The organism is Lacinutrix sp., from assembly GCF_029238095.1.
In the GTDB taxonomy this organism is placed as follows: domain Bacteria; phylum Bacteroidota; class Bacteroidia; order Flavobacteriales; family Flavobacteriaceae; genus Lacinutrix.
In genome coordinates, this window is the sequence record NZ_JAQWGS010000015.1 from 38,113 (window position 1) to 51,771 (window position 13,659).

Here is a 13,659-nt window from a genome sequence, read left to right on the forward strand (position 1 = left end):
TAATTTTTCTTTTTCTTTATTTTTTATACATCGAAATCTACGACTACTTTATCTGTTGTAGGTACTGCCTGACAACTTAATACTAGTTGTTGTGATACCTCTTTTTCGTCTAATGCGTAATTAATTTTCATTTCTACAGATCCTTCAACTACTTTACACTTACAAGTACTACAAACGCCTCCTTTACAAGCAAAAGGCAAATCGGCTCCAGCTCCTAAAGCTGCATCTAAAATATTATCGTATTCTTTAGTCATGGTAAAAGCAAACTCTTTACCACCATCGACTATTGTTATTTCGATGCCTTCAACATTTTGTTTTGCAAGACGTTCTGCTCTTTTAATATCTTCTTCTGTTAGACCTGTAACAAACAACTCGAAATGAACTAAATCTTTTGGTAATCCTGCATTTATTAAATAATCACTAACATAGTTTACCATTTTTTCGGGACCACATAAAAAGACTTCGCTGGTATCTGGAATATCTATAAAGGTGTTGGTAAGTACTTTCATTTTATCATCGTCAAATCGACCATTAAATAACTGGATGTCGCGACGTTCTTTGGTTAAGAAATAATAAATTTCCAATCTTCCAAAATAGGTGTTTCTGAGCTGCTCTAACTCTTCTTTAAAGATAATAGACTTCGCTGTTTTGTTTACATAAAACAACTTACAAGTTGCATTTGGCTCTGCCTTAAGGTGTGTTTTTAACATTGACAAAACCGGTGTAATTCCACTTCCTGCTGCAAAAAAAAGATAATTTTTAGAGTCTTCTGGTTTTACAGAAACGCCAAAATTACCGCTTGGCTCCATGACTTCTAATAGATCTCCAACTTTTATTTCGTTGTTTATATAGGTTGAAAATTTGCCTCCTGGAATTTGTTTTACAGCAACCTTCCATTCGTTTTCTAACGGACTTGAACACAACGAATAAAACCGCCTAACATCTTCTCCTGCAATATCTGCTTTTAGAGTTAAATGTTGTCCTTGAGCGTATTTAAAAACGCTTTGAAGATGAACAGGAACCTCGAAAGATACTACAGAAGTATCATCTGTCTCTTTGTAAATATCTTTAATATTAAGTTTATAAAATTGTGCCATATTTAGTACTTAATCAAAAACTAACACTTGTTAGTTTCTCTGACAAAAATACAAAATAAATTGCTAACTATTTGTTAATTCCTTGAATTAGGATTGCGCTTAAGTTATTTGCTATAACGTTTGCGCTAGAATCTTCTTTATTAGGAATCCATAGGTATAATGAACGTAAAGTGGAGAGCATAGAAAACATAATAATTTCTGGATTGACTTTCTTAATTTCTGAAGACTTGATTCCTTGATTGATGATGCTTAAAAAAGTTTTTTCGTAATTATTTCTTAGCTCAAGGTAATATTCTAATTGATCTTCAAGATGCATCCAATCGTTATTTAAAGATGCCATTCCTGAAGTATTATTAGTTGTTATTGTAACATGCAAAGTTATTATTTGACTTAATTTATCGAGGTTACTATTATTTGAATTCACAATTAGTTCCATACCTGTTGTAAATTCTTCTGCTAGAGATATAATAATTTCTTTTAAAATTTCTTGTTTTGAGCTTATGTGGTTATATAAGCTTGCTGCTTTTATTCCCATTGCTGTAGCTATGTCTCGCATGGTAACTGCGCTATATCCTTTTTCTTTAAAAAGTTTTGCTGCAGTTTTTATTATTTCGTGTTTACGTGTTTCTAGTTTCATATATATTTAATGAATATAAAAAAATAAGTTGTAACTTTTGTTACTTAGACTTTGAAAAGAAATTCTGTATTTTGTAAAAAAATATATTATGGGCTTATTAGATGTTTTATTTGGTAATAAAAATGATAAAATTAAAGATTTATTAACAAGAGATGCTATTATTATAGATGTTAGAACAGTAAATGAATATAAACAAGGTGCCAAAAATATTCCTTTACAAGTTATAAACGGAAAGATTAACGATATTAAAAAACTTAACAAACCTATTATTACCTGTTGCACAAGTGGTATGCGTTCTGGCAGTGCTGCTTCTATATTGAAAGCGCAAGGCATAGAAGCTGTTAATGGTGGTGGCTGGATGAGTTTAAGTAAGAAATTATAATTTTAAATTATAAAATTCCTCGATATTTTTTATTGGCCTTTCGTTGTATTCTAGAGTCCAACCTAATGAATTTGTTAAGATGTGAAATTTGGACAGCTCACTAATGAGCCTGTTTTTGGAATTTGTTTTTAATTCTGAGTTTTCAATTTTCTTTAACAATTGTTTGTTTACGGTTTCTTTTATAGCATTATAATCTTTAGCTAGAAATGGATTAAAAAAATCTGCTTGAATGTCATAATACTCAAAATCTGGACTAATTTTAATTTCCTCTGTTGGAATACTTAAAATGTATAACGTCAGCAAAAAGTGAACTAGTTATCACTTTAATATAAGAGAGAGGTTTTATTATTTTTACAAACCTTTAAATCTTAAATGATGAAAAACAATACGCTATTTATCGTATGTTTCAATATTAGGATACTTAAATTTAATGTGTTAAAATGAAATATGTTGGTGTTTATTTTGAAGTTTAAGCTTACTCCTTTCTAAATTATCAAGAAATTTTTGATGTGCAGTAGACTGAGAATTAAAAGGCTTATGAAGCATTCCCATTTGAATATTCTCTACCTCTTTCATTGTATTGTTTGCTTCTGAAGTCATCCAAACTGTTATAAACTTCTCCCAAATATATATTATTGCTGTATTATTAGGATGTAACATATCACTTTTATAAAAACGGTAATCTCTAAGCTCATCAATCATAATCTCAAACGAAGGAAAATAAAATATTTCCTCATTTAATACCTGATGTATAGCTGATATTAAATGAGCCTTACTTAATGTGTTTTCAATAAAACCATCTTTTAAATGTCTTACTGGAGACACTGTAAAAACTATTGATGCCTTGCTATTTACGCTTTTAATATTGTTTATTATAGACTGTAAACTTTGTTTAATTTCTTCAATAGAAAGTAATACTTTATTAAACTCATTTTGAGGTAATTTATGACAATTTGCAACTGTACTATTTGTACTAATTACATTATAAACCCAAGCAGTGCCAAGAGTAATAACAATATGAGTAGCGTTATTAATTTGTTTGCTTATTAATTCTAAATTAGTATTTAAATTGAGTAATAATTGTGCTCTAGATGTGTTACTTAAACGAGAATGTGCATCGAAACAATGCCATTGTTCATTATAAAAAAAGACATCGCTATCTGTATATTGTTCTTTATTTATTGCTTTTTTAAGAACAGTTTCTATAGCTTTAGTATGAAATAAAACACCAAAAGGGTTTAATAAACTTTGAAACTTATAATACTTAAATTTACTTCCAATATTTTCAGCAAAACATGAACCAAGCAAAACTAATTTAGAGTCATAATCTATTTGATTATGGCCTTGAAGTTTTAGTTTTATTTTGGTTTGAAATTCCATAATTAGATTCCTGTTTTACTCATTAATTAATATTTTATTTCAGGAATTCGTAAATTTTATATTCCACAGTAAAAACAAACTAAGCTATATAACCTTTCGCAGCTTCCAGAGCATCCTTAATTCCTGCAGGATTTTTACCTCCTGCTGTTGCAAAAAATGGTTGTCCACCACCACCACCTTGGATGTGTTTTCCTAATTCTCTTACTATTGTTCCAGCATTTAAACTGTTATTTTCTACAAGACTTTTTGAGATGTAACATGATAAAATAGCTTTACCATCGTTTTCTGCTCCAAATAGCAAGAAGAGGTTATTAAATTGACTACCCAACTCAAAACATAAATCTTTAATACCAGAAGCATCCAAATCTAATTGTTTTGCTAAAAAATTAATTCCGTTTATTTCTGAGATTTCGTTTTTAAGTTCACCTTTAATATTTTTTGCTTTATCCTTTAATAATTGTTCAATTTGCTTTTTTAAGTTAGTGTTTTCGTCTTGAAGATTTTGTAAGGCTTTAACAGGTTCTTGCGCATTATTAAGTAAGTCTTTCATTTCAAAAAATGCTTTATCATGATCTTGATAGTAAGACTTAACAGCATCATTAGTAATGGCTTCTATACGACGAATTCCAGCAGCAACTGCACCTTCAGACACAATTTTAAAATGCCAAATATCTGCAGTGTTATCCACATGAGTTCCACCACATAACTCTATAGATTGCCCAAAACGTACAGTTCGTACTGCATCTCCATATTTCTCGCCAAATAACGCCATAGCACCTTCTGCTATTGCTTTTTCCATTGGTATATTTCTACCTTCCTGTAATGGTAATTTACTTTCTATTCTAGCATTTACAAAATTTTCAACATCACGTAATTGCTCTACAGTCATTTTAGAAAAATGCGAGAAATCAAATCGTAAATATTTAGAGTGCACAGCACTTCCTTTTTGCTCAACGTGTTCTCCTAACACTTCTCTTAATGCTTGATGTAATAAATGGGTTGCAGTATGATTACACTCGGTTCGGTAACGTTGTTTTTCATCTACTTTAGCAACAAATGTTTGATTTACGTCTCTAGGCAACTCTTTAGTTAAGTGAATAATAATATTATTCTCTTTTTTAGTATCTACTATATAAGATACATCTCCATTATTAGCTTGTATGTAACCCTTATCTCCTACTTGTCCTCCTCCCTCAGCATAAAAAGGAGTTAAATTAAACACCAATTGGTACATTTCACCATCTTTTTTTGAGACTACTTTACGGTACTTAGTAATTTTTATTTTAGCTTCTAATTGGTCGTAACCTATAAATTCTTGCTCTTCATCTTCTATTAAAACAGTCCAATCGTAAGACTTTAATTCTGAAGCTTCACGACCTCTATCTTGTTGTGCTTTAAGACGTTTATTGTACTCTTCTTTATTATAAGAAAACCCTTTTTCGCGTAAAATTAAATCTGTTAAATCTTCTGGGAAACCATACGTATCTTTAAGTTCGAAAACTTTTGAACCCGATACTTTTTTGTCTTTTGCGTTATCTACAATTCTATCTAAAATAGATAAACCTTGATCTAGCGTTCTTAAAAAAGAGGCTTCTTCTTCTTTAATTACGTTTTCTATAAGTTGTTTTTGCGCTTTTAATTCTGGGAAAGCTTTTCCCATTTTTTCTGTTAAAACATTTACCAAACGGTAAATAAATGGTTCTTTTTTATCTAAAAAGGTAAAACCATAACGTACTGCACGACGTAAAATTCTTCTTATAACATAACCAGCTCCAGTATTACTAGGCAATTGGCCATCTGCTATAGAAAATGCTACTGCGCGAACATGATCACTAATAACACGAATAGCAATGTCCGTTTTTTCATCTTTACCATAATCCTTGTTGGTAATGGTCTCAATCTCTCGAATAATTGGAGTAAACACATCTGTATCGTAATTAGACTTTACATCTTGAAGCACCATACATAAACGCTCAAAACCCATTCCTGTGTCAATATGTTTGTTTGGTAACCCTTCTAAACTTCCATCTGCTTTACGGTTGTACTGCATAAAAACTAGATTCCATATTTCCACCACTTGCGGATGATCCTTATTTACCAAATCCTTTCCATCTACTTTGGCTTTGTCTTCAGGTGAACGTATATCAACATGTATTTCACTGCAAGGTCCACAAGGTCCTTGATCTCCCATTTCCCAAAAATTATCTTTTTTGTTTCCTTTTAAAATGCGGTCTTCAGAAATATACTGCTTCCAAATATCATATGCTTCAGTATCCATTTTAAGGTTGTCTGCGTCATCACTACCTTCAAAAACAGTAACATATAAGATGTCTTTATCAATTTTGTAAACATCTATTAAAAGCTCCCAAGCCCAAGCAATAGCTTCTTTTTTAAAGTAATCTCCAAAAGACCAGTTCCCTAACATTTCGAATAAAGTATGGTGATACGTATCGTAACCAACTTCTTCTAAATCGTTATGTTTTCCAGAAACACGTAAACATTTTTGAGAATCTGCAATTCGGTTATTTTTTGGTTGTGCATTACCTAAAAAGTATTCTTTAAAAGGAGCCATTCCAGAATTTACAAACATTAAAGTTGGATCATCCTTAAGAACCATTGGTGCAGATTGCACGATACTGTGTTTCTTCTTTTCGAAAAAACTTAAAAATGTAGAGCGAATATCTTGAGACTTCATTTGTTGCTTTTATTATTTTTTTATTGAATAATTTAAATAACTACTAAAAAATTTAGAGTACACTAAACTTAACTAATAGCTACTTAAAAATGTTATTGTTAATAATCTTGTTTTTACTAATCTTAAAGGTTAAAAAACAATTTATATATTTGTTTAACGTTTTTAATTAATGCTGCTGGATAATAAGCACCATTTTAATGCAAAAATAGTATAATTTACATAATGAGTAAGGTAAAATATTATTATGATTCTGATACCTTGTCGTATCGTAAAATAGTTCGTAAAAAACGTCGTACTTTTAAATATATAGTTGCGTTTATTTTTTCGGCTGCAATATTAGGAATATGCTTTGTTTTTATTGCAAGTCATTTTTTTGAATCTCCAAATGAAAAAGCTTTAAAACGTGAGTTAAGCAACATGCAATTACAGTTCAACCTTCTAAACAAAAAAATGGACGAAGCTGAAGCTGTACTTGCAAATATTGAGGAAAGAGACAACAACATCTATCGTTTGTATTTTGAATCTAATCCTATTCCTGAAGAACAAAGAAAAGCAGGTTTTGGTGGAATTAATAGATATAAAGCTTTTGAAGGTTTCGACAACTCTACTCTTATTAAAGAAAGTAATAAACGTATAGATATCCTTCAAAAACGAATAGTTGTACAATCTAAATCTTTAGATAAAATTGCAGTATTAGCTGAGGAAAAAGAAAAGCTTCTTGCATCTATTCCTGCAATTCAACCAGTAAACAATGAAGATTTAACACGTATGGCTTCTGGTTTTGGTATGCGAACTGACCCATTTAACAAAACAAGAAAAATGCATTGGGGAATGGACTTTACTGCGCCTAGAGGCACACCTATTTATGCAGCTGGTGATGGTGTTGTTGAAAGAGCAGATAGCAATAGTACAGGTTATGGAAACCACATTAGAATAGACCATGGCTATGGCTATGTTTCACTTTATGCACACTTGTATAAATATAACATAGGTAAAAACCAAAAAGTAAAACGAGGCGATTTAATAGGATTTGTAGGTAGTACAGGTCGATCTGAAGCACCACATTTACATTATGAAATTTTTAAAGATGGTGAGCGTATAAACCCAATTAATTTCTATTACGGAAGTTTAACAGCTGAAGAATACAGCAAGTTACTTGAGCGTTCTTCAATAGAAAACCAATCTTTAGATTAATGCATTTAGAACTTCCAGAAAAACGTTATTATGCCATAGGAGAAGTTGCTAAAGCTTTTGCTGTAAATACTTCGTTGATTAGATTCTGGGAAAAAGAATTTGATGTAATTAAGCCTAAAAAAAATGCAAAAGGGAATCGTAAATTTACTCCTGAAGATATAAAAAACCTTCAGTTTATCTATCATTTAGTTAAAGAGCGAGGCTTTACTTTAGAAGGTGCAAAAACGCATATTAAAGAAGAAAAACAGAAAAGCTTAGCCAATTTTGAAATTATTAGTAAATTGGAAGGCGTTAAAGCACAACTAATTAAACTTAAAAATGAATTATAATAGTGTTGCTGTAAATAATAATTTATGCATGATGTATTTGATGTTTTTGATTGATGAGCTTTTTTAACCCTAATTATGTAATAGAAAATCTATTACATCTTGACACTACTGCAAAACCTTCATTACGAAATTCTATTACATAATTTAGGTTTAATGAAAAACAAAAAACGAATGTAGTATAGTTATAGTGTGCAAATCTTAAAGAAATTATAAAATTTGTGAGTGAAATGTTATTTTTTAAGTTTTTAAAAAAGCTAGAGAAAAAAAAGCTATTCTTTAAGTAAAATTTTATAGGCCATACTTTGGGCTTTTTTGATATCGTTTTGGATTGCTGTTAACTTTGTATACGTTGCAATAACAGGAAAATCATTAAACTCTTAAGAAAGCCAATCTGTAGTATTTAAATGTTTTGTTTTAAATGAATTTTGAATGTAAATATTAAATTCCTCGTTTAAAGAAGTTTTAGCAAACGCAGCCATTTGAATTCTATATGTGTTAATATGTAAAATAAATGCGTTACCAATTACTCTACCGTCTTTGAATAAGAGAACACTTGGCTTATCCATAACAGAAAAATCCATGCTATCTTTAGTCATATTAACTTCGGCTAACATGTTAACTTTTAAATTCTCGATGTAATTGTATAATTCGTTTGAAGCTTTTATAATTTCCTCTCCTTGTTTTTGGATTTTTTGAGATTGGTGTTTTAAAATACGCTCTTCATCTAAAGTTAATTCGTGGTAAGAATTCGAGTTAGCATTCTCCAACTTCTCATTCATTACCCCAAATGAATCTAATACATTATGACTTAAATGTTGTGAAGTTTTCCAAAACAACATTGCTACAATTAATACTACAATAAAACTAATTGTAAGTAATACTGCTTTCTTCAAACCTTATTTTTTACGCATATATACACTAACTGGAACACCTGTAAAATCGAAAATATCACGTAATTTATTTTCTAAAAAACGTTTATAAGGCTCACGTACATATTGAGGTAAATTACAAAAGAATGCAAATTGCGGTTGCGGTGTTGGCAATTGCATAATGTATTTAATTTTCACAAATTTTCCTTTGTAAGCTGGTGGAGGATAGCTTTCTATAATTGGTAAAAACGTATCGTTTAAAACACTTGTTTTAATTTTCTTAGTTCTGTTTTTATAAACCTCAACAGCTGTTTCAATAGCTTTATAAATACGTTGCTTTGTTAATGCAGATATAAATACAATAGGTACATCTGTAAATGGCTCACATTGCTGGCGAATATGTTTTTCGAAAGCTATTGTTGTTTTATGGTCTTTTTCTACCAAGTCCCATTTATTTACTAAAATTACAATCCCTTTTCTATTTCTTTGGGCTAACCAAAAGATGTTTTGCACTTGGCCATCAAAACCTCTATTAGCGTCTACAACTAATAAACATACATCTGCATGTTCTATAGCTCTTACGCTTCGCATTACAGAATAGAATTCTAAATCTTCTTTTACTTTAGTTTTTTTTCTTATGCCTGCTGTATCCACTAAATTAAAATCGAAGCCAAAACGATTGTATTTAGTATCTATAGAATCTCTTGTTGTACCAGCAATATCTGTTACTATATATCTATCCTTTCCAATTAAAGCATTTATAAAAGAAGACTTTCCTGCATTTGGTCTACCAACTACTGCAAATCTTGGTAACTCGTCTTGTTCTTCGTCTTGTTCTTTCTCAGGAAGCGCTTTTACTAAAGCGTCTAATAAATCTCCTGTCCCACTTCCGTTTATACTAGCAATAGTGAAGTATTCTCCTAAACCTAAACTGTAAAATTCTACTGCATCTTCTGCTCTTTTTCCGTTATCTACTTTATTAACAACTAAAAAGACTGGTTTTGTGACTTTACGTAATAATGTTGCAACATCCTCATCCATTCCTGTAACACCTGTTTCTACATCTACCATAAAAATAATAGCATCTGCTTCTTCAATTGCTAATTCTACTTGCTTATCGATTTCAGCTTCAAAAATATCGTCGCTTCCCTTTACATAACCTCCTGTGTCTATTAAAGAAAATTCTTTTCCATTCCAGTCACTTTTTCCGTAATGGCGATCTCTTGTAACACCACTTACGGCATCTACAATCGCTTCACGACGTTGAATTAAACGATTAAAAAAAGTGGATTTACCAACGTTTGGTCTTCCTACAATTGCTACTATATTACTCATAATTTCATGTTTTATCTGCATTACATATCCTGTAAGCGCCTGCAAAGGTAGTGTTTAGTTTAAGAAAAAAATGTAAATTGAAGTTTTAAACACAAATTATGTTATTAGAAAACGAAATAATATTAAGACCACGTTTTAAATTCGACATAGAATACAACAACGAAAAACTTCTAGAACTTTTTGATGCCACTAAAAGTACGCAAAGTAATTTTATTGTGTCTAGAGTAGACGACCATGTTTTTATTAAAATTCCTAAAGCAAAACAACAGTTTTGGTCTCCACAGTTACATTTAGAAATTAATAAAATTGAACATAATAAAAGCCAATTGTATGGTTTGTTTGGTCCTAATCCAACCGTTTGGACCTTGTTTATGTTTTTACATTTTGCAGTTGCTGGATTATTTATAGCACTTTGTATTTGGGCCTATTCTAATTATGCTTTAAAAGTTGATTACTCTTTACAGATTTGGGGAATGGTTTTAATGATTGTTTTATGGTTTGTATTGTATTTTTCTGGACGTGTTAGTAAAGCTTCAAATCAAAAAGAAATGACAGATTTATATACTTTTATGAGCAGTGTTTTGGATGAATAAAAAAAGCTTCAGCATTAAACTGAAGCTTTAAAAACATTTTAAATTAATTTATTGTTCGTTTTGATAAATAGTTACAGTACCACTATCTTCATTTGAAACAATTAGTAAATCTTTTCCATTAGGACTATCAACTGCTGGTACAATTAACAAACCTTCTGGAGCCTCATCACCATTATGAGATAATATTGTTAAAAAAGTTGGTGCATTTGGATTAGTTATATCATATACCATTATCTGATCTGTACGTTCTAATCCAACAAATAAAATATAACGTTGATCTCCAATATTTAATACTTCTACACTTTCTGGTTCTGCACCTTTATCATCACTTCTACCATCATCATCATTAAAAGTAGCTGGTGTTGCTGCTAGTGTCTCTGTAGCAATACTGTTTCCACTATCATAAACTTGTTGTCCATTACCATTCCAAATTGTAAAAGATCTGGCTCCATAAGAATATATTTCATCATAATCTCCATCATTATCAATATCTCCTTCAGATAACATCATTTTTAAACGTCCTAAATTTGCTTCGTTTTGATAATCTTCTGAAGCAGGAAAAACTGTTGGATCTAAAACGACATCTTTAATTCTATCTTCACCTACATATCCAGGTGTACCTTCATATTCTCTTGCGTCTCCTTCGTTTGCAGAAATCACGTAATCTACACCTGCAATATTAACATACACGATAGCATCTGGTTGAAACAACCCTCTAATTGGCCAATTTTTTAATTCTTTAACACCATCTTCATTACTAGCATCTAAAGAGTTTTGTGGTAAACTATGATCTTTATATCCTAACGGATAAATTGCTTCAATAGTTTTTGTTGTTAAATTAATTTTAGCAATTCCGTTATTTTCTTGTAAAGACACCCAAGCTGTTTGAGAATCGTCAGATACTGCAATATATTCTGGCTCAACATCTTTAGCCAAATCTGCATTTGGACCAAACACTCTAAATCCTTGTGTCTCTAATGACGCTTCTTGCGAATTAAAAGATGAAAAATCTAAAGTTGTAACTGAGTCATCATTTAAATCTATGATACTAATAGTTCCCATAGGATCTATAGTATAATCGTCATTTGGCTCGCCTTCATTTGCAGTAATAATTAAATTGCCTGATTTTGAAAACGTTACCATATCTGGTAATGCACCAACAGTATATTGATTAAGTAATGTCATATCTGAAGTGTCATAAACCATAATTTTTCCAGGATCTTGCTTAACTAAAGCTTCTACAGCTATTGCTAATTTTCCATTATAAACAGACACGCTATTTGGTGCTCCAAATGCACTTAATGGTATTGATGTTTCTTGTATTGGAGCATCTAAATCTGAAATATTATAAATCGAAATCTCAGTAGATTCTGAATTTGTAATAAATAATTTATTTGTTGCTACATCATAAGCAGATATTTCTGAAGCTGCTTCACCACCAACATTTATTGTACTTTTATATTGGAAATTTACATTAGTATTTATTGGATCTTCAATAATAGGTGTATCATCATCATCTTGACAATTAAAAATAAGTAATGCTGAAAATGCTAAAATGGTTTTGTTTAAAAGTTTCATATTTTTTGGTTTTATAATTAATACCAAATTTGAAACTCTACCTTAAATTTAAGGTTATTACACTTACAAGAAATCTTTAAGCATTACTAACTTTAAGGCTAGTTATTTTAAGAAAACATTATCTAGATGTAAAATTGATATTTACATCAGGTTATTGATTATACCCAAAACGTTTTAATTGTCGTTGATTACTTCTCCAGTTTTTATTGACTTTTACATAAAGTTCTAGGTGAATTTGCTTTCCAAAGAATTTTTCTAAATCTTTTCTAGCTTCTACACCAACACGCTTTAAAGCACTTCCTTTATGCCCAATAATGATCCCTTTTTGCGTTTCGCGCTCGACCATAATAACTGATCTTACTCGTATTATTGTTTCTTCTTCAAAAAACTCTTCAGTATCAATCTCTACAGCGTAAGGAATTTCCTTTTTGTAGTGTATTAATATTTTTTCTCTAATAGTTTCGTTTATAAAAAAACGCTCTGGTTTATCTGTTAATTGATCCTTTGGATAGTATGGTGGAGATTCTGGAAGTAATTCTATAATTTTATCAAAAACTTCTTTAACATTAAAACCTTCTAAAGCCGAAATAGCAATAATCTCTGCATTTGGTACTTTTTCTGCCCATAATTGCACTTGTTCTTCTAATTGCGCCTGATTGGATTTATCTATTTTATTTAATAGTAATAAAACAGGAATTTTTGCACTAGTGATTTTCTTAAAGAATGCTTCGTCTTTAAGTTCTTTCTCTCCAATTTCTACCATGTAAATTAGTAAATCTGCATCATCGAATGCCGATTTTACAAAATCCATCATAGAGGCTTGTAGCTCATAAGCTGGTTTAATAATTCCAGGCGTATCACTTAAAACAACTTGAAAATTTTCACCATTTACTATACCTAATATTCGATGCCTTGTAGTTTGTGCTTTTGAGGTAATAATGGATAGTTTTTCTCCAACAAAAGCATTCATTAATGTAGATTTACCAACGTTTGGATTACCTATAATATTTACAAAACCTGCTTTATGACTCATTCTATTATTATTTTAATGACTACAAAGTTACAACCTTGGTTTATTTATTCCTCTATCATACATTATAATACTTCCTGCGACCGAAACATTTAAGCTTAATTGAGACTTAAATTTCACTAAATAATGACTTTTCTCAATCGCTTGCTTAGACAAACCGTGATCCTCTGCTCCCAATAAATAAACACAACGTCTTGGATGATTGAAAGTTTCTAAATCTATGGCTTTATCTGTTAATTCTACACCTATGAGTCTTGCACCTTTTGGTAGGTGGTTATAGAATTCATCGAAGTTATCGTAATGAAAATAAGGCATTGCTTTAACAGCATTATGCGTGTCGCAGGCTTGTTTTGCATAACGGTTACCAATAGTAAAAATAAAACTTGCACCTAAATTTTGAGCAGAACGCCAAAGAACACCAAGATTTTCTGGTGTTTTACCATTTTGGATGCCAATACCAAAATATTCGTTTTCGAAGTTGTCTATCATTCTGTAAAAATAAATATTTTATACTAAATGCGGAGATACTCTATTTTACAC

13 protein-coding genes and 1 pseudogene are annotated in these 13,659 nt (G+C 30.7%); 4 read left to right on the forward strand and 10 right to left on the reverse strand.

Going from position 1 to position 13,659, the window contains the following annotated elements:
• Positions 1 to 23: 23 nt before the first annotated feature.
• Together P8H50_RS04760 and P8H50_RS04765 are read right to left on the reverse strand one after the other, a co-directional pair.
• Positions 24 to 1,097 carry a 2Fe-2S iron-sulfur cluster-binding protein gene (locus P8H50_RS04760; RefSeq protein ID WP_300206144.1) on the reverse strand — a complete coding sequence of 358 codons (1,074 nt, stop codon included), beginning with the start codon at positions 1,095 to 1,097 and terminating at the stop codon, positions 24 to 26.
• A 67-nt stretch (positions 1,098 to 1,164) separates the two neighbouring features.
• Positions 1,165 to 1,734, reverse strand: a complete 570-nt coding sequence (locus tag P8H50_RS04765) for a TetR/AcrR family transcriptional regulator (RefSeq protein ID WP_300206146.1) — start codon at positions 1,732 to 1,734, stop codon at positions 1,165 to 1,167.
• An 88-nt stretch (positions 1,735 to 1,822) separates the two neighbouring features.
• On the opposite strand from P8H50_RS04765, the gene P8H50_RS04770 reads away from it, so the two are divergent.
• The gene (locus P8H50_RS04770; protein ID WP_300206148.1) at positions 1,823 to 2,116 is read left to right on the forward strand and encodes a rhodanese-like domain-containing protein; all 294 of its coding nucleotides are present in this window, start codon (positions 1,823 to 1,825) and stop codon (positions 2,114 to 2,116) included.
• On the opposite strand, the gene P8H50_RS04775 is transcribed toward P8H50_RS04770, so the two are convergent.
• From P8H50_RS04775 to alaS, 3 genes are all read right to left on the reverse strand, one after another.
• Positions 2,111 to 2,419 (reverse strand): DUF4230 domain-containing protein, encoded by a 309-nt coding sequence (locus P8H50_RS04775; protein WP_366900955.1) that lies wholly within the window; start codon positions 2,417 to 2,419, stop codon positions 2,111 to 2,113. The two genes, P8H50_RS04770 and P8H50_RS04775, sit on opposite strands and share 6 nt — an antisense overlap.
• Before the next feature lie 132 nt (positions 2,420 to 2,551).
• Positions 2,552 to 3,496, reverse strand: a complete 945-nt coding sequence (locus P8H50_RS04780; protein WP_300206150.1) for a GSCFA domain-containing protein — start codon at positions 3,494 to 3,496, stop codon at positions 2,552 to 2,554.
• 79 nt (positions 3,497 to 3,575) lie between these two features.
• Complete coding sequence (alaS, locus tag P8H50_RS04785) at positions 3,576 to 6,191, reverse strand: alanine--tRNA ligase (RefSeq protein ID WP_300206151.1); 2,616 nt, start codon at positions 6,189 to 6,191, stop codon at positions 3,576 to 3,578.
• A 222-nt stretch (positions 6,192 to 6,413) separates the two neighbouring features.
• Here alaS and P8H50_RS04790 point away from each other — a divergent pair, with 222 nt between their 5' ends.
• Positions 6,414 to 7,385: a M23 family metallopeptidase gene (locus P8H50_RS04790; protein WP_300206153.1), complete on the forward strand. Its 972-nt coding sequence runs from the start codon at positions 6,414 to 6,416 to the stop codon at positions 7,383 to 7,385.
• Entirely contained in the window at positions 7,385 to 7,714 is a 330-nt protein-coding gene (locus tag P8H50_RS04795) for a MerR family transcriptional regulator (RefSeq protein ID WP_300206154.1), read from the forward strand. Before P8H50_RS04790 ends, P8H50_RS04795 begins: the two co-directional genes overlap by 1 nt.
• Positions 7,715 to 7,983: 269 nt before the next feature.
• Here the strand turns inward: P8H50_RS04795 and P8H50_RS04800 are convergent.
• Positions 7,984 to 8,553: pseudogene (locus P8H50_RS04800) on the reverse strand (hypothetical protein).
• Positions 8,554 to 8,610: 57 nt separating this feature from the next.
• Positions 8,611 to 9,918, reverse strand: a complete 1,308-nt coding sequence (gene der, locus P8H50_RS04805; RefSeq protein WP_300206156.1) for a ribosome biogenesis GTPase Der — start codon at positions 9,916 to 9,918, stop codon at positions 8,611 to 8,613.
• Between the two features lie 98 nt (positions 9,919 to 10,016).
• Between der and P8H50_RS04810 the strand changes: the two genes are divergently transcribed.
• Positions 10,017 to 10,511 carry a GTP-binding protein gene (locus P8H50_RS04810; protein ID WP_300206158.1) on the forward strand — a complete coding sequence of 165 codons (495 nt, stop codon included), beginning with the start codon at positions 10,017 to 10,019 and terminating at the stop codon, positions 10,509 to 10,511.
• A 48-nt stretch (positions 10,512 to 10,559) separates the two neighbouring features.
• Here P8H50_RS04810 and P8H50_RS04815 read toward each other — a convergent pair whose 3' ends face one another.
• The 3 genes from P8H50_RS04815 to P8H50_RS04825 form a co-directional block, all read right to left on the reverse strand.
• Positions 10,560 to 12,089, reverse strand: coding sequence for a choice-of-anchor I family protein (locus P8H50_RS04815; protein ID WP_300206160.1), 1,530 nt, complete (start codon positions 12,087 to 12,089; stop codon positions 10,560 to 10,562).
• 151 nt (positions 12,090 to 12,240) lie between these two features.
• Positions 12,241 to 13,122, reverse strand: coding sequence for a GTPase Era (gene era, locus P8H50_RS04820; RefSeq protein WP_300206162.1), 882 nt, complete (start codon positions 13,120 to 13,122; stop codon positions 12,241 to 12,243).
• A gap of 27 nt (positions 13,123 to 13,149) precedes the next feature.
• Positions 13,150 to 13,608: an RNA methyltransferase gene (locus P8H50_RS04825; protein WP_300206164.1), complete on the reverse strand. Its 459-nt coding sequence runs from the start codon at positions 13,606 to 13,608 to the stop codon at positions 13,150 to 13,152.
• Positions 13,609 to 13,659: the final 51 nt, after the last annotated feature.

Coding starts and splice junctions, on each gene's coding strand:
- P8H50_RS04760 (WP_300206144.1), bottom strand. CDS start 1,097: ATGGCACAATTTTATAAACTTAATATTAAAGATATTTACAAAGAGACA.
- P8H50_RS04765 (WP_300206146.1), bottom strand. CDS start 1,734: ATGAAACTAGAAACACGTAAACACGAAATAATAAAAACTGCAGCAAAA.
- P8H50_RS04770 (WP_300206148.1), top strand. CDS start 1,823: ATGGGCTTATTAGATGTTTTATTTGGTAATAAAAATGATAAAATTAAA.
- P8H50_RS04780 (WP_300206150.1), bottom strand. CDS start 3,496: ATGGAATTTCAAACCAAAATAAAACTAAAACTTCAAGGCCATAATCAA.
- alaS (WP_300206151.1), bottom strand. CDS start 6,191: ATGAAGTCTCAAGATATTCGCTCTACATTTTTAAGTTTTTTCGAAAAG.
- P8H50_RS04790 (WP_300206153.1), top strand. CDS start 6,414: ATGAGTAAGGTAAAATATTATTATGATTCTGATACCTTGTCGTATCGT.
- P8H50_RS04795 (WP_300206154.1), top strand. CDS start 7,385: ATGCATTTAGAACTTCCAGAAAAACGTTATTATGCCATAGGAGAAGTT.
- der (WP_300206156.1), bottom strand. CDS start 9,918: ATGAGTAATATAGTAGCAATTGTAGGAAGACCAAACGTTGGTAAATCC.
- P8H50_RS04810 (WP_300206158.1), top strand. CDS start 10,017: ATGTTATTAGAAAACGAAATAATATTAAGACCACGTTTTAAATTCGAC.
- P8H50_RS04815 (WP_300206160.1), bottom strand. CDS start 12,089: ATGAAACTTTTAAACAAAACCATTTTAGCATTTTCAGCATTACTTATT.
- era (WP_300206162.1), bottom strand. CDS start 13,122: ATGAGTCATAAAGCAGGTTTTGTAAATATTATAGGTAATCCAAACGTT.
- P8H50_RS04825 (WP_300206164.1), bottom strand. CDS start 13,608: ATGATAGACAACTTCGAAAACGAATATTTTGGTATTGGCATCCAAAAT.